The sequence below is a fragment of the Cecembia calidifontis genome (genome assembly GCF_004216715.1).
GTDB lineage: Bacteria > Bacteroidota > Bacteroidia > Cytophagales > Cyclobacteriaceae > Cecembia_A > Cecembia_A calidifontis.
This window is the reverse complement of sequence record NZ_SGXG01000001.1, coordinates 2,924,320-2,940,930: the sequence shown is the minus strand read 5'-3', so window position 1 is coordinate 2,940,930 and position 16,611 is coordinate 2,924,320. Positions and strand designations below refer to the sequence as shown.

Below are 16,611 nucleotides of genomic sequence, written 5' to 3'. Positions count from 1 at the left end.
ACTGACCGATTAAGGAGCTGAAGTGTCGAAAAATCTACTTGATCTGAAAAAAATAAAGCCAGGATGTAACACCCTGGCTTTCAGTACATCTTATATTTTTTCCTATTCTACTTCATGAATTTTAAGCATGTTGGTACGTCCTTTGGCTTTCAAAGGCATACTGGCAGTATTGATGATGATATCACCTGGCTTTACATAACCATCTTCTTTCAATTTGTCTTGGATATCCATGAAAGTCGCATCAGTAGATACATTGCTTTCATAGTAATAGGACCTTACCCCCCAAACCAAACTGAGCTGGGTCAATAATTTCTTATTTCTCGTAAACACAATCAAGTTTGCCAAAGGCCTAAAGGAAGCTAGGCGGAGAGCGGTCATTCCTGAACTGGTAATTCCAATGAGGGCTTTTGCCTTTACATTTCTTGAAAGCCTTGCTGCCATCAAAGTAAGGTTCTTGCTGTAAAAATTGGGATCGTCTTCAGGGATTTTGTACAAATGATGGAAGACATCGTGATGATTTTCAATATAATTTATAATGCTGCTCATCGCTTTTACGGCATTGATAGGGAATTTACCTGAAGCAGTTTCTGCAGAAAGCATCACTGCATCAGCTCCGTCCAAAACAGCTGTAGCGACATCATTGGTTTCTGCCCTCGTTGGTCTGGGATGTGAGGTCATGGACTCCAACATCTGTGTGGCGATTATCACCGGTTTGCAGTTCAACTTACATTTTACTACAATCTGTTTCTGCCACAGAGGTACAGTTTCCATTGGAACTTCAACCCCCAGGTCTCCACGTGCCACCATAACAGCATCTGTGGCTGCGATGATTTCATCAATGTTTTTTAATGCTTCAGGCTTCTCAATCTTGGCCACAATCTTACAGTCTTTGCCTGACTTTTTTATCCTTTCCCTCAAATCCCTGATATCATCTGCTGTCCTTACAAAAGAAAGTGCAATCCAATCGACATCTTGGGACAAACCAAATTCCAAATCTTCAATATCTTTTTCTGTTAGAGATGGGGCAGATACCTTGGTATTGGGAAGATTGATCCCTTTTCTGGATTTCAGCATGCCACCGTGGATGACCACACAGCGTACGTTTTTGCCATCTGTATTATTCACTGCCAACTCAATATTTCCATCATCGATGAGGATTCGGTCTCCCGATTTAACATCATTTGGAAGGTTTTTATAAACAGTACTTACCAAATCGGCAGTTCCTACAACAGGTTCATTGGTAATGGTGATCTTTTGGCCAGGATTTATTTGTACACCGCCATTTTCCATCTCTCCCACCCTAATTTTCGGTCCTTGCAAATCCTGCAAAATACCAATGTTAAGACCTGTTTCCTTATTGATTTTGCGGATCATTTTGACCACTTCGGCATGTCCTTCATGACTGCCATGTGAAAAATTAAGCCTGAACACATTGGCACCTGCCTGGGCCAGACTGAGCAAAGTGTCATAATTATTAGAAGCCGGACCTATTGTTGCTAAAATCTTTGTTTTGTTATAAAGTGCAATACTCATTGAATAATTGGGTTAATAGGTTAGTAGATTTTCCTTAGATTTTATTTTGGACACATCAAGTTTGATAACATTTTGAATATATCTCACCTTACTTAGGCGCTCAATATACATATTTAAATTCAATTCGAAGGTCAAGTCCTGTATGAGAAGAAAGTAATCGATCATCCTCAACTCCGGCACAAGGTACAATGTCTGCCTGCCTTCCAACAGGGATCTGTTTTTCAATAACTGGGTGTAGCCGTGTTCTTTTTCCTCAAAAAACTGGGCGATTTTCATTTGAGGTTGGTTTAAGAAATCAGGCTCAAAGTCACTTATCCTGACCAGTTTCAATCCCAAGGTATTATTGATAACCCAGGCCATTTTATAATCCTTAATGGGGGCCACCAATCCAAGCAGTTCGAATTCGTAATGGTGTTCGACAAGTAACTTTGTTTTCTTCATTCAAAAGAAGAATTAATGTGGAACAAAGTTAAAAATATTCCACCAAGTTCAGCCTGCTTTGGGCACATCTTGAATTTAGTTGGGGTATTTTTTTGGCAAAAAGCCATTAAATATATTTCTTTGCGGAGTGTTTAAATTTAAACTGATCAAAAAATGTCTGAAATTGCACAAAAAGTAAAAGCCATTATCGTTGATAAGTTGGGCGTAGAAGAATCTGAAGTTACTCCTGAGGCTAGCTTCACTAATGATCTTGGTGCTGACTCTCTGGATACAGTAGAGCTCATCATGGAATTCGAAAAAGAATTCAATATCTCTATTCCGGATGATCAAGCTGAGCAAATCGGCACTGTTGGTCAGGCTATCAGCTATCTGGAAGCTAACGTAAAATAAATAATCACTTAAAATTCATTTATGAATTTAAGAAGAGTTGTAGTAACAGGTCTAGGCGCCCTCACGCCAATTGGCAATACCGTTGAAGAATATTGGAACGGTTTGGCAAATGGCGTGAGCGGTGCTGCGCCTATTACTAGATTCGATGCCTCAAAATTCAAAACCCAATTTGCTTGCGAGGTTAAAGGACTGGATATTGATCAGCATATCGACAAAAAGGAATCCAGAAAAATGGACCTTTTTACCCAAATGGGATTAGTCGTAGCCGATCAGGCCATTTTGGATGCAGGTCTTGACCTGGAGAAATCCAATCTCAACAGAATTGGTGTGATTATGGGATCAGGTATTGGTGGTCTAAGATCTTTTCAAGATGAAGTTTCAGACTTCGCCAAAGGAGATGGTACACCAAGATTCAATCCTTTTTTCATTCCTAAAATGATCGCAGATATCTGCGCGGGTTTCATTTCGATAAAATATGGTTTTAAGGGACCAAATTTTGTCACCGTTTCAGCCTGTGCTTCAGGCACCAACGCAATCATTGATGCATTCAATTACATCAGATTGGGCAAAGCGGATATTTTCGTAACCGGTGGGACTGAAGCTACTGTCACAGAAGCAGGTGTTGGGGGGTTTAATGCCCTCAAAGCACTTTCCCAAAGGAATGATTCGCCCCAAACAGCCTCCAGGCCATTTGACAAAGACAGAGACGGATTTGTTCTCGGTGAAGGTGCTGGCTGTTTGATTTTGGAAGAATATGAGCATGCGAAAGCCAGGGGTGCGAAGATTTATGCAGAAATGGTAGGTGGCGGCATGTCTGCTGATGCCTATCACCTGACAGCTCCTCATCCTGAAGGTGAAGGCGCAGGAAATGTAATGAAAAACGCGCTTGAAGATGCCGGATTGAGACCTGAGGACATAGATTACATCAATGTTCATGGTACTTCCACGCCATTAGGGGATATCAGTGAAATTAAGGCCATCCAAAAAGTCTTTGGAGAACACGCGTACAAACTGAATATCAGTAGCACAAAGTCCATGACAGGACATTTATTGGGAGCCGCAGGAGCCATAGAAGCCATCGCCTCTATTCTTGCTATTCAAAACAGCCTTGTGCCTCCTACCATAAACCACTTCACGGATGATGAAGAATTTGACAGCAGATTGAATCTGACTTTCAATAAAGCTCAGAAAAGAGAGATCAATGCTGCATTAAGTAATACTTTTGGATTTGGCGGTCATAATGCTTCCGTCATCTTCAAAAAAATCAACTAGTAAATTGAGACTGTCCAGATTACTCAGATTACAGTCAGTATTTTATAATCAATCTGAAAAAAGGCTTGCTTCTGCCATACAACATATGGTCGGAAGCAAGCCTTTTAATTTATCCTTATACAAACTTGCCCTCAAGCATACCTCCATTGCTGAGGAAACCATCAATGGCCTCAAAATTTCTAACGAACGACTGGAATATTTGGGAGATGCCATCCTAGGTGCAGTGGTTGCAGAATTTCTTTTTAAAAAATTTCCTTTCAGGGATGAGGGTTTTTTGACTGAAACTAGATCAAGAATGGTCAATAGAGAGGCCCTAAATCAAATAGCCATAAAAATCGGGCTTTCAAAAATAATTGAAAAAGAATTCAAAGGTAAAAATTTAAGTGCACATAAATCTATCTATGGCGACACACTGGAAGCGGTTGTCGGTGCGGTTTACTTGGATAGAGGTTATGATTTTTGCAAAAAATTTATCCTAAAGCGGATCATCGTTCATTTTGATGTGGACGGAATCATTACGACTACTTCTAACTTCAAAAGTAAAATCATTGAATGGTCCCAGAAAGAAAACAAAGAAGTTGACTTTAAGACCCTATCTGTTACCGGCAACCAGCGGTTTAAAGAGTTTCATGTTCATTTATTGGTAGGAGGTGAAGTCGTAGCCGAAGGAAAAGGTCCTACTAAAAAGAAAGCCGAACAGGATGCCTCTAAAAATGCCTGTGAGATACTTAATTTAGACTTCTAGAACAGTATCTTTGGTTTTGATGTTTTGTTGCTTTAACAAATACTATGTCCATACTTAAAATCTCCTGTGCCACGGTCAATCAAACCCCGCTTGATTGGTCCGGCAATTTCAATCATATCATCTCGGCAATTGCCCAAGCCAAAGAGCAAGGGACTGAACTTCTTTGTTTTCCCGAACTAGCCATCACAGCTTATGGCAGCGAAGACCTTTTCCTAAGCTATTGGTTTCCACAAAAAGCCATTAAACAATTAGAGAAGCTTCTCCCCTATTGTGATGATATTACTGTGGCGGTAGGTTTACCGGTTAGGATCCAAAATAAGGTATATAATTGTATGGCTATCATTGAAAATACAGAGCTGAAAGGTTTTGTAGCCAAACAATTTATGGCCATAGATGGCGTACATTATGAATTCCGATGGTTTACACCATGGCAGGCCCATGAAATTATCTCCTTTGATTTTTTTGGAAAGGAAGTTCCCTTAGGGGACATCATATTTGAAAAAAAAGGGGTCAAATATGGTTTTGAGATTTGTGAAGATGCCTGGAGAGGTGCGGAAAGGCCAGGCTATAGACTCAAGGACCGGAAAGTCGACATTATATTCAATCCAAGTGCAAGCCATTTTGCCATGGGCAAGACCCTTCAAAGGGAAGATTTGATCAAAGAAAGCTCAACCATTTTCAATGTGACCTATTTTTACGCCAACCTTCTGGGCAATGAGAGCGGAAGAATGATCTTTGACGGTGAAATCATGGTGGCCAGAAACGGCGAAGTACTTCTTAAAAACCAACTGCTTTCTTTTAAAGATTTTCAGGTAAAGACCTTTGACTACGAGAAAAATCCCGGCCCTTATACTCCTGTTCATACTGTCCTCAATAAAAATGAAGAATTTGTCCAAGCAGCGGCTTTGGGCCTATTTGATTACCTGAGAAAAAGTAAAAGCAAAGGTTTCGTGCTTTCCCTGAGCGGGGGAGCTGATTCCTCTACTATTGCCATTCTTGTCTCTGAAATGGTCAGAAGAGGAGTTAAGGAACTTGGTTTAGAGAACTTCTTAAAAAAACTCAACCTCGATTTTACTCCCCAAACTGACCAACCTGAAAAAGAAATCGTCGGACAAATTCTTACAACCGCTTACCAAGCCTCCGAAAACTCCTCAAAATCAACTTTTGAAAGTGCCAAAACATTGGCAGAAAGTATTGGTGCTGAATTTCTAAATTGGAAGATTTCTAAAGAAGTTAAAAGTTATACCAAAAAGATCGAAAAGGCTATTGGAAGAAAACTGAACTGGGAAAAAGATGACCTGGCACTGCAAAACATCCAAGCCAGAGCAAGATCCCCTATCATTTGGTTACTTGCCAATTTAAAAAACGCCCTCCTTCTGAGTACTTCCAATAGAAGCGAAGGTGATGTGGGATATGCTACTATGGATGGAGACACCAGTGGCAGTATATCTCCCATTGCGGCAGTTGACAAATACTTCATTATCAATTGGCTAAGATGGGCAGAAACCCATTTGGGCTATCCTGGATTGAGGTTGGTTAACAGTCTTCAGCCAACTGCTGAGTTACGTCCCTTGGAAAACCAACAAACCGATGAAGCTGATCTGATGCCTTATGCACTGATCGTTGAAATTGAAAGGCTTGCCATCAGGGATAGAAGATCTCCTTTGGACGTTTATCTGATATTGAAAGATGAACTGGCGATCGACAATGATTTACTGAAATCTTATGTGAAAAAATTCTTTAGGCTCTGGTCCAGAAACCAGTGGAAAAGAGAAAGACTTGCTCCTTCATTCCACTTGGATGAGTTCAATGTAGATCCAAAAACCTGGTATAGGTTCCCGATTCTCTCCGGATCTTATGAAGAAGAATTAAAAGAGTTGGATACTTATTAAAAAAGGGTAATTTCACATCCTTTGGACAAAAGATAAAAGATGAATACGATTGACTTTATTTTAAGCTATGTAGTCTGGAGTCCCAATCCAGCTGTGATCCCAAGTTTTGAAAGGCTGAGATGGTACAGCCTTCTTTTTGCTTTGGGTTTCATCATTTCCCAGCAGATCATGTTTTACATCTTTAGAAAAGAGGGACATGATGAAAGGTTGGTAGACAAACTGACAATTTATATGGTTTTGGCAACAATCATTGGGGCAAGATTGGGACATGTGCTATTTTATGAACCGGAAAAATATTTAAGCAATCCTATAGATATTTTGAAAGTCTGGGAAGGGGGATTAGCCAGCCACGGGGCAGCCATTGCCATTTTGCTTGCCTTATACATGTATTCCAGAAAGGTTCCTGGCCAAAGTTATCTTTGGGTCGTGGATAGGATAGTTATTGTGGTGGCGATGACAGGAGCTATGATCCGAGTAGGCAACCTGATGAATTCTGAAATAGGCGGAAAAGCAACCGGTTCTGATAGTGGTTTTGTATTTGCTAGAGAAACTGAGGAGGTTCTGGAAACCCTAAGGATTCCTGTATCGTCTGTTGAAGCTTACAAACCAGAGGACAGAAAATCAGAACTGGTAGGTAATGGGATTGTTCCGGTAAATTTTGATATTAAAATCGAAAAAGGAGGATACAGTGAAGCAGACCTTAAGACTGCCCTTGAATCCGATGTCAAATATGTATTGACGAGGTTCAGAAGCTCACAGAAATACCTGGCAGAAAACCCTGAAACACCTTTGAAGTACAGCTTAAGTGACAAGGGTGACCATTACATTGCCACTATTTACACTTATGGAATAACGCGATATCCAACACAGATTTATGAAGCAGTTACATACTTCATTATTTTTCTTGTTTTATTTTGGGTATGGCAAAAATATAAATCCAGATTACCTGATGGGTTATTCCTGGGGCTGTTCCTTATCTCTGTTTTTGGGATGCGTTTTGTATGGGAATATTGGAAAGAAAATCAGGTAGAATTTGAGGAAGGGCTTTCCTTAAATATGGGGCAATCACTAAGTATTCCCCTGGTGATCGGAGGAATTATCCTAGTCATTAGGGCTTTGAACAAAGGTTTTAAACCAAAGCAGAATTAAGGAACGGGGTCATGGCCATGTCCGCCCCAAGGATGGCAGCTGGTGATTCTTTTGATCGCCAGCCAACCTCCTTTGACAACACCATGCTTCATGATAGCTTCTTTGGAATAGTGACTGCAGGTGGGCGTATACCTGCAAGTGGGTGGGAATAAAGGAGAAATCAAATACTGATAAAAGAGAATGGGCAAGACGGCAATTTTTCGGAGGATGGTTTTCAATCTAATGCTGATTTTATTCCATAATTTTAAAAATTGCCTTAAAGTTCATTTTTACAAACTTTGTACAAAAAAAATGCAGAAGTTTCATTTTGGATATGGATTTGTTAGTGGGATTTTTTTGCTTTTTATGAGCTTTTCTTTTGGAATCAAGGCCCAAAATGAGGAAAAAGAGGACTTATTGGATGCGGCTCCAGCCAGGGTTTTGATCAACAATATTTATATCATCGGAAATGAAAAAACAAAAAAGAACATCATCCTAAGGGAGATTGACCTGCAAACAGGCATCTATTACGATTGGGAGGAACTGATCCAAACCATAGAAGCGGACAAGAAAAAAATCTACAACCTCCAATTGTTCAACAGTGTGGAAATCACCCCGCTACTTACCGGAACAGAACAGATTGAGCTATTGGTAGCGGTTACGGAAAGGTGGTATATCATCCCCAATGTTATTTTGAACCTGGCCGACAGGAACCTGGCCGAATGGTGGACAAATCAAAACCGAGACTTATCCAGGGTAAATTTTGGGGGAAGATTGATCCATAATAACGTCGGGGGAAGAAATGAAAAACTCAGAGTGGGCGGTCAATGGGGATTTGTGAGATCATTTGAAATTTTGTACAGTAAGCCCTACATTGATAAAAACCAAAAACATGGCCTTGCGGCGCAATACACTTATTTTACCCAAAAAACAATTCCAGTAAGATCTGACAATAACAGGCAAATTTTCTACAGAAATGAAAATGAGGAGGTTTTAAGGAGAAATTCTTCAGCCTTTCTCAGGTACACCTATAGGGGAAGTTATTATAATTTTCATTTTGTTACGCTTGGTTACACCAACACCAGGATCAACGAGGATGTTTTTACCCAAAATCCTAATTTTTTTCTTCATGGAGACAATCGCCTCAATTTCTTTTTGATGAGTTATAATTTCAGGCATGATAACAGGGACAATATTGCCTATGCTACAGAAGGGCAGCTGCTTAGCATGACCTTGACCCGATATGGCTTATTGCCCAGTGATGATGTGAACGATGTGGAGTTCAGTATGAACGCAAACAAATACAAAAGAATCAACTCAAAATTCCATATAGTATCAGGGCTTTCGTTCAATTATTTTTTTGGACAAAATCAACCTTATACCCTTGTAAGAGGTATAGGTTATAATCCCAATTTTATCAGGGGGTATGAACTGAACGTTATTGAAGGCCAACAATTGGTTGTTCACAAAAACAGTTTAAGGTACAAATTATTCGATTTTGGGTTTGATGTATCCAACGTCGTACCTATGGATGAATTCTCTTATTTTCCCTTTAAGTTTTACATAAGTGCCAATTATGACCATGGCTTTGTAAATGACAAAAACAGGTTACCTGAAAATTTGAGATTGACAAACAGGTACTTATTTGGATACGGTCTGGGAATTGACCTGGTGACACTTTACGATATGGTTTTCCGTCTGGAATATTCGATCAACAACCAAAATGAGCGCGCCTTATTTTTCAATATCAGGGCACCATTTTGACAGCACAACATTATCCGTTTATATCCGAATATTACAGTTAAGCCACCTGATTTTAATTGTATTTTTAGCCTGATCATCATTTGATTTTTTATGAGATGGCTAATTTTTAGTATAGGGTTAATGGGATATTTCCATATTGCGGAGGCGCAAAGTGGAACTGAGACTTTTCCACGAGGAGCCCGAAGTATGGGTATGGCCAACGCCAATGTCACTTGGAACGATGCTTGGAGTTTCTTTAACAATATCGGGGGACTTAGTCGACTTGAACAATCGCAGATTGTATTTGGCTATGACCATCGCTTGGATTTGGAGGAGTTGACGACACTGTCCGCTGCGGCTGTTTTTCAAAAGAATAATGCTGCCTTTGGAGTTGGCGTTTCCAGCTTTGGCTCTGATTTTTTTTCCCAAAACCAATTGGGAATCGGGGTTTCCAATCATTTGGGTATTGCCAGTTTAGGGATAAAAATCAATTATTTCCAGACCAGTATTGAAGGATTCGGGACTGGAAGGGCAGCCGTTCTTGAAGTAGGTGGAGTAGCTGAACTGAGCCCGGAATTATTTTTTGGGGCCCATATTTACAACCCCACCAGGGCAAGGTATGGCAGGTTTTCACAAGACCATCTGCCCACTGTAGTTAAAGCGGGTCTTTCTTACAGGCCTTCCGAAAAAGTCTCTTTCCAAATAGAGGCAGAGAAAGATATACTTTTGGATCCTTTGCTTAAGATGGGATTGGAATACAATTTCTTTAATAAAGTCTGGGGGCGCACAGGGGTAGCCTCTACCACCAGGTCCTTATTTTTTGGAATTGGGTTTCATGGAAAAAGCCTGCAAATAGACTATGCCATGACCCAGCATCCAACTTTGGGGAACACCCATCATTTTTCCACCAATATCCGTCTTAGGAAATGAAAAATATTGATTTTTTTTTATTCTGTCTTATATTTTTAGGCTGGTGTAAAATTAGTTCAGCACAAAATATTCCAAGAGGTGAAATAGATATAGAAAATTTCGTTGAGGATTTATTTGGTATGCAAAGGGAAGAAATGGATTATGAAGACCTCTATGAAGGATTATTACAGACCCTGCTCAACCCGATCAATCTCAACAAAACCAATCCAGAGGAACTCAAATCCATCTTTATTCTTACCCCTGACCAAATCAATCAGTTTTTTGAATACAGAAGAAAATTTGGGGAATTGATTTCTATTTATGAACTACAGGCAATACCTGAATTTGACCTGGAAACAATTTATAGGTTACTTCCTTTTGTGGTGGTCGAAGAAAAAAACCAAAACAATGTATCACTTTGGAAACGTATTGGTGAGGCAAAGGACAGCTATTTCCTATTCAGGCATAGAAGGGTTTGGGAGACAAGAAGGGGATTCACCCCACCGGATACTTTGTCCAATGGAAATTTAAGCAGCCGTTATTTGGGGGATCCCAATAGCCTGTATGGGCGGTTCAGGATACAACAAAGCAAAGATTTCAGTCTGGGTTTTACCATTGACAAAGATCCGGGCGAACAATTTATTTGGGATCCTTCGACCAATCGATATGGGTTCAATTTTTTATCCTACCATTTTACCTTATACAATAAGGGTAAGTGGAAAGCCATTACAGTCGGGGATTTTCAGATGCAGTTTGGACAAGGATTGGTGTTTGGAGCGGGATTTTCGGCAGGAAAAGGCGCAGAGACCATCACCACGGTGAGAAGAAGCAGTTTTGGGATCAGGCCATATACCGCTGCACTGGAATTTGGTTTTTTTAGGGGAGCGGCAGGCACCTATCAGGCAGGTCCGGTTCAAATCACGCTGCTTGCCTCCGATGTTCCGAGAGATGCAAACCTGCAAGTTCAGGTGGATACTATAGAGAATGCATCAGCTATCATCACCTCACTGCAGAGCAGTGGACTTCACCGAACGCCTACAGAGATCAGTTATAAAAACCGGGCTAGGGAAAAAAATATTGGAGGGAATATTCACTATCAAAGTAGAAACAAAAATTTACAGGTAGGCTTTAATGGCCTTTATACACAGTTCAGTCAGCCATTTTTGAGGAATCAAAGGGTTTACAACCAATTCGAATTTAGTGGGCAAGAAAACCATATCCAAAGCATTTACTTTTCTTACAATTTTCAGAATTACTTTTTTTTCGGAGAATCTGCCCGATCCGCAAGCGGAGGTACAGGGAGTATTTTGGGTTTGATGAGCAGCCTTCATCCCAAACTTTCTTTTTCACTTCTTTGGAGAGATTATTCCAGAAATTTCCACACATTTTATGGGAATGCCTTTGGGGAAGGATCCAGGCCTATCAATGAAAGGGGAACTTATTTAGGCTTAAATTTTAAGCCTAATATTCGGTACAACTTATCATTTTACTATGACAGGTTTCAGTTTCCATGGTTAAGATTCAGGGTATATGCTCCCTCCTATGGAGAAGAATGGTTTGGCAGGTTTACTTATCGTCCTAAGAGAAACACGCTTCTTTTTATCCAGGCAAGACATGAGCTCAAAACAAGAAACGTTAGTGAATATCCCGGATTTCAATCCTCCTACTTACTTGATCAAGGGTTCCGAAACAATTACATTGTTAACCTTGATCAAAAGCTGGATAGAAGATGGAGCATCAGATCAAGGGTAAGTGCCAGCACTTTTAGATTTGACGGAAAAAGGACCAAAGGTTTTGCCATCAGCCAAGATCTGAATGCTGATTTCGAAAGGTGGAGAGTTTCAAGCAGAATTGCTCTTTTTGATACAGATGATTTTGATAACCGCCAATTCCTCTACGAAAGAAATGTCCTTTGGCTTTTTTCTATCCCCGCATTACATGGTCAGGGCATGCGCTATTACCTGCTCACCCAATATAAGTTAAACCGAAGGCTTACCTTTTGGTTGAGATGGGCACAGACCTTGTACACCGACAGAGAAATCATTGGTTCAGGACTGCAACAAATAAATGGAAGTACACTGACGGAAACTAATTTCCAGTTACGATACCAATTCAACAGATAAATTCCACAATCGGTTGTTTTCAAAAAAGGCTTTTTGATAAATTCAACAATCAAAAACCACCAGATTATGAAAAAAAATATACTATTGAGTTTCCTATTAATGTTTCTCCTAACTGAAGGATCCATTGCCCAGGCGATTGATAAAAGTAAAATGGATAAAAAGGAGGGTTTTTTCACTTTTTACACAGATGAAGATAAAGGAAAGATTTATCTGGAGGTAGACAAACTGGATTATGAATTTCTTTACGTGAATTCAATGCCTGCCGGCGTAGGTTCAAATGATATTGGGCTGGATAGAGGACAACTTGGAAGAACTAGAATAGTTGAATTCAGAAAAGCAGGAAACAAGCTGCTTCTGGTACATAAAAATTATGATTTCAGGGCCTACAGCGAAAACCCATCAGAAGTAAAAGCGGTAAAGGATGCCTTTGCTGAATCTGTAATTTGGGGTTTTGAAATCAGTCAAAATGACAATGGAAAAATTCTGGTGGATGCAACCGGGTTTTTCCTTCAAGATGCGCATATGGTAGCTGAAAAACTGGGAAGTTCCAGACAAGGAAGCTATAAACCGGATGTTTCCAGAAGTGCGATTTATTACCCCATGACCAAAAACTTTCCAAAAAACACAGAAGTTGAGGCCATTGTAACTGTAACGGGCACTCCCACCGGCGGGTATATACGGTCTGTAACCCCATCACCTGAATCCGTCACGGTAAGACAGAGACATTCATTTATAGAACTGCCGGATGATGGTTATCAGCCGCGTGAATTTGACCCCAGATCAGGTTATTTTCATATAAGCTATATGGATTTTACCAGTCCCATAGGTGAACCCATTGAGAAGAAATTCATTTCCAGACATAGGTTAGAGAAAAAAGATCCCAATGCAGCTGTTTCGGAACCTGTAAAACCTATTATCTATTATTTGGACCGGGGAACTCCTGAACCGGTAAGGTCTGCACTTTTGGAGGGTGGAAATTGGTGGGCAGAGGCATTTGAAGCTGCAGGATTTAAAAATGCCTACAAGGTGGAGCTGATGCCCGAAGGTGCCGACCCCATGGACGTGCGGTATAATGTCATCCAATGGGTACACCGATCAACAAGAGGATGGTCATACGGCTCTTCGGTAAGAGATCCAAGGACAGGCGAAATCATTAAAGGACATGTAACCTTGGGTTCGCTCCGCGTCAGACAGGATTTTTTAATTGCCCAAGGACTGCTTCAGCCATTTGAAGAAGGGAAACCCAAAAATCCAAAAATGCTTGAAATGGCATTGGCCAGGTTAAAGCAACTATCTGCCCACGAAATCGGCCATACCTTAGGTTTGGCACACGCCTACACCTCCTCTGCCAGTAACAGGGCTTCCGTAATGGATTACCCCTATCCTATGATAAAAATGGACAATAATGGCAACATTGACCTATCTGATGCTTATGATGATAAAATTGGAGATTGGGACAAATGGGCAATTCAATATGGATACGCCACAGTTCCTCAGGGAGAGAATGAAAAAAAATACCTGAACAAAATTCTGGAAGACACCTACTCGGCAGGTCATACATTTATTTCCGATGTGGATTCCAGGCATCCAAGTGGTTCACACCCCCAGGCACACCTTTGGGACAATGGCACATCAGCCAGTCAGGAACTGATCAGGTTGATGGCTATCCGGAAGAAAAAAATGGAATCGTTTGGACTTAACAGTATCAATGAAGGGCAACCTGAAGCCTTGATGGAAGAAGTCTTTGTTCCTCTTTTTCTGATGCATAGGTATCAATTGGAAGCAACTGCGAAATTGATCGGGGGACTGGATTATACCTACAAGGTCAAAGGTGATAACCAAAGAATACAATCCAGAATCAACGCTACAGAACAGAACCGTGCTTTCACTAGCTTACTAAATGCCATAAACCCAAATGAGCTTGCTGTCCCAGAACATGTGCTGGACAGACTTCCCCCAAGACCTATGGGCTATTATAGAAACAGAGAGACATTTCCTTCCAGAAACGGGCTGAATTTTGACCCTTTAGCTCCTGCTGAAAATGTGGTCGACATGGTTTTTGGTTTCTTGTTTGAAGCCGGCAGAACCAATAGGCTTCATCAACAATACCTTTTTGATAAGAATCTGCCATCTTTTAAAAATATCTTAGAAAGAACTGTGAATTTTGTTTTTAGCAGTCCATATGAAGAATCCTATCATGGCGAAATCAAAATCATGGTAGAAAATAAGCTCATTGATCATCTGATAAAATTGGCCAATGACCCTATTGCTACGTCTTCGGTAAAAGCCGATGTCCGAAGAACGCTGAAAGATCTGGTAGCCAGTAATGTCAACAGCTTAGACAAAAGATACAGATTCCTTACTCTGACCAATAGGAGAACCAATACATCCAATAACTCCTACAACAACCACAACATGTACTTAGCAGACAAAATCACTGCTTTCTTGGAACTACCTGAAAAAGTCAGTACCCCTTCAGAAATTTCCGTTCCAGATGGGGCACCTATCGGTTCAGAAGATTTATCCTGTGACTTTGAATATTAACAATAAAACCGGCGGATTATCATCCGCCGGTTTTATTGTTATCTATTGTTTTCTTTCGGGATAAGCCTCCACATTTTTTGGAGCAATATTTAACATTTTCCCAGTTCTTTTCCCATTTTTTCCTCCAGGTAAAGGGTCTGTTGCAGACAGGACATATCTTGGTAGGTAAATGTTCCTTTTTCATGTTTGGTAAACAGGATCAGGATTGAAAAGTTTATTTCAACTTTTCATTGTTTCTATGCCTGTCCTTGTCCCTGATATTCTTCTTTTCAAAGTTTTTTTTCAAAGCTTCAGTCAAGTCTACACCTGTCTGATTGGCAAGGCAGATCAATACCCAAAGCACATCTGCCATCTCATCTCCAAGGTCTTTATCCCTGTCAGATTCTTTGAAGGATTGTTCTCCGAATTTTCTGGCCATTATCCGTGCCAACTCCCCTACCTCCTCCATTAAAATGGCAGTATTGGTCAATTCATTAAAGTATCTTACCCCTACTGTTTTGATCCAATGATCCACCAATTCCTGAGCATCTGAAATGGTAATTTCATCTATATTTTTCATACAAAATCCTCTCCTTTTTGCTTGGCGTCATTGACAAATGCCCTGAATTTCTTTTCGTTATCCAACTTACAGATCAGCAAAACATTCTCGCTTTCATTGACAAGGTAATTTTCAAGCCCTTCAATAACTACTAATTTTTCTGGACTAACTTTGATAAAACAATCATGGGTATCATATAAGATGGCATTGGCATCTACTACATTATTTTTTGAGTCCTTTTCTTTATTTTCATGAAGACTCAGCCAAGAACCCAAATCAGACCAACCAAAATCACCCATGACCACAAATACCTCCTCTGCTTTTTCCATGATTCCATAATCTATGGATACATTTTTCACCAAAGAATATGCCTTCTGAATATAAGCCTCTTCCTCTGCCCTATCATAAAATTGCTTCCCATCTTCAAATACCTCTGCGACCTCGGGCATATATTTCTCAAAAGCATGAATAATACTTTTGACCTTCCAAACAAAAATACCAGAATTCCAGACAAAATCCCCACTTTCAAGAAAAGCTGTTGCCAGTTTGATATTGGGTTTTTCTGTAAAGGTTTTCACTTTTTTGACAGGATTTCCTGGGTCAGATATATACTGAATGTAACCATAGCCAGTTTCAGGCCTATTGGGTCTGATACCGATAGTGATCAATCTCAAGTCAATTTCAGATGCACCTAAGGCTAAATGGATCTTTTCCCAAAACTTATCTTCCTGAACAATCAAGTGATCTGATGGAGTGACAATGATTTTTGCATCAGGATCTTTCTGGGCTATTTTATAACATGCATATGCTACGCAGGTTGCGGTATTCCTTCTCAACGGTTCCGTCAAAATCTGATGCTCAGGAATATCCGGCAACTGTTCTTTAACCAACTCAAAATATCTTTTATTGGTAACCACATAGAACAAATCCTTATCGGCTATTTTAATGAACCGGTCATAGGTCATTTGAAGTAAGGTTCTTCCAGTTCCGAGGATATCCAAAAACTGTTTGGGTTTATTATTCCTGCTATATGGCCAGAATCTGGAACCTATTCCCCCGGCCATGATCACTATATAAGGCTTCTGATTCATTAATGGGTCAACAATCGACTAACTTGAATTCAAATGAACAATATGGAAATAAAGTTTGAATATTTTGCAATCATTTTTTGACCGAAAAGAAAAATCTTCAGCCAGATATTCTATAGCTTTTACTGTTGTGCTGAAGTTAAACAAATTAGGCCAGCCTTCATAAATAAAAACTGCTGAAAATCAATATTTTTTAATTTTTTAGGTGAATTTAACTTCAATATCCGCCTTTTGATTACGGAAAATCCCCGAATAAATAAATAAG

Annotated in this window: 15 protein-coding genes; 9 read left to right on the top strand and 6 right to left on the bottom strand. The window is 40.0% G+C overall.

The window, feature by feature from the left end; all coding sequences use genetic code 11:
- Window positions 1-102 precede the first annotated feature (102 nt).
- A complete protein-coding gene (gene pyk, locus BC751_RS12690) occupies window positions 103-1,533 on the bottom strand; it encodes a pyruvate kinase (protein WP_130275861.1) in 1,431 nt (476 codons plus the stop codon).
- Window positions 1,534-1,545: 12 nt separating this feature from the next.
- Complete coding sequence (locus tag BC751_RS12685; RefSeq protein ID WP_130275860.1) at window positions 1,546-1,974, bottom strand: IPExxxVDY family protein; 429 nt, start codon at window positions 1,972-1,974, stop codon at window positions 1,546-1,548.
- Window positions 1,975-2,127: 153 nt separating this feature from the next.
- Between BC751_RS12685 and BC751_RS12680 the strand changes: the two genes are divergently transcribed.
- Genes BC751_RS12680 through BC751_RS12660 form a run of 5 tightly spaced genes read left to right on the top strand, consistent with a single transcriptional unit; the run spans window position 2,128 to window position 7,422 of the window.
- Window positions 2,128-2,364 (top strand): acyl carrier protein, encoded by a 237-nt coding sequence (locus BC751_RS12680; protein ID WP_008629501.1) that lies wholly within the window; start codon window positions 2,128-2,130, stop codon window positions 2,362-2,364.
- A gap of 21 nt (window positions 2,365-2,385) precedes the next feature.
- Window positions 2,386-3,636 carry a beta-ketoacyl-ACP synthase II gene (fabF, locus tag BC751_RS12675; RefSeq protein WP_130275859.1) on the top strand — a complete coding sequence of 417 codons (1,251 nt, stop codon included), beginning with the start codon at window positions 2,386-2,388 and terminating at the stop codon, window positions 3,634-3,636.
- Window positions 3,637-3,640: 4 nt separating this feature from the next.
- Window positions 3,641-4,381 (top strand): ribonuclease III, encoded by a 741-nt coding sequence (gene rnc, locus BC751_RS12670; protein ID WP_242617467.1) that lies wholly within the window; start codon window positions 3,641-3,643, stop codon window positions 4,379-4,381.
- Window positions 4,382-4,425: 44 nt separating this feature from the next.
- The gene (gene nadE, locus BC751_RS12665; RefSeq protein WP_130275858.1) at window positions 4,426-6,273 is read left to right on the top strand and encodes an NAD(+) synthase; all 1,848 of its coding nucleotides are present in this window, start codon (window positions 4,426-4,428) and stop codon (window positions 6,271-6,273) included.
- A 39-nt stretch (window positions 6,274-6,312) separates the two neighbouring features.
- Window positions 6,313-7,422: a prolipoprotein diacylglyceryl transferase gene (locus BC751_RS12660; protein ID WP_130275857.1), complete on the top strand. Its 1,110-nt coding sequence runs from the start codon at window positions 6,313-6,315 to the stop codon at window positions 7,420-7,422.
- On the opposite strand, the gene yidD is transcribed toward BC751_RS12660, so the two are convergent.
- A complete protein-coding gene (gene yidD, locus BC751_RS12655; RefSeq protein ID WP_130275856.1) occupies window positions 7,419-7,640 on the bottom strand; it encodes a membrane protein insertion efficiency factor YidD in 222 nt (73 codons plus the stop codon). The genes BC751_RS12660 and yidD overlap by 4 nt on opposite strands.
- Window positions 7,641-7,713: 73 nt before the next feature.
- Between yidD and BC751_RS12650 the strand changes: the two genes are divergently transcribed.
- The 4 genes from BC751_RS12650 to BC751_RS12635 all read left to right on the top strand — a co-directional run bounded on the left by BC751_RS12650 (window position 7,714) and on the right by BC751_RS12635 (window position 14,720).
- On the top strand, window positions 7,714-9,165 hold the full coding sequence (locus tag BC751_RS12650; protein ID WP_207226883.1) for a POTRA domain-containing protein: 1,452 nt from the start codon (window positions 7,714-7,716) through the stop codon (window positions 9,163-9,165).
- A 90-nt stretch (window positions 9,166-9,255) separates the two neighbouring features.
- A complete protein-coding gene (locus BC751_RS12645; RefSeq protein WP_130275855.1) occupies window positions 9,256-10,074 on the top strand; it encodes a PorV/PorQ family protein in 819 nt (272 codons plus the stop codon).
- Window positions 10,071-12,176: a ComEA family DNA-binding protein gene (locus BC751_RS12640; RefSeq protein ID WP_130275854.1), complete on the top strand. Its 2,106-nt coding sequence runs from the start codon at window positions 10,071-10,073 to the stop codon at window positions 12,174-12,176. Before BC751_RS12645 ends, BC751_RS12640 begins: the two co-directional genes overlap by 4 nt.
- A 66-nt stretch (window positions 12,177-12,242) precedes the next feature.
- Window positions 12,243-14,720 (top strand): zinc-dependent metalloprotease, encoded by a 2,478-nt coding sequence (locus tag BC751_RS12635; protein WP_130275853.1) that lies wholly within the window; start codon window positions 12,243-12,245, stop codon window positions 14,718-14,720.
- 19 nt (window positions 14,721-14,739) lie between these two features.
- On the opposite strand, the gene BC751_RS12630 is transcribed toward BC751_RS12635, so the two are convergent.
- The 3 genes from BC751_RS12630 to BC751_RS12620 are packed head-to-tail and all read right to left on the bottom strand — an operon-like array spanning window position 14,740 to window position 16,349.
- Complete coding sequence (locus BC751_RS12630; RefSeq protein ID WP_130275852.1) at window positions 14,740-14,904, bottom strand: DUF2256 domain-containing protein; 165 nt, start codon at window positions 14,902-14,904, stop codon at window positions 14,740-14,742.
- Window positions 14,905-14,934: 30 nt separating this feature from the next.
- Window positions 14,935-15,279, bottom strand: coding sequence for a nucleotide pyrophosphohydrolase (locus tag BC751_RS12625; RefSeq protein ID WP_207226882.1), 345 nt, complete (start codon window positions 15,277-15,279; stop codon window positions 14,935-14,937).
- Window positions 15,276-16,349 (bottom strand): mannose-1-phosphate guanylyltransferase, encoded by a 1,074-nt coding sequence (locus BC751_RS12620; RefSeq protein WP_130275851.1) that lies wholly within the window; start codon window positions 16,347-16,349, stop codon window positions 15,276-15,278. The genes BC751_RS12625 and BC751_RS12620 overlap by 4 nt, the downstream gene beginning before the upstream one ends.
- Window positions 16,350-16,611: the final 262 nt, after the last annotated feature.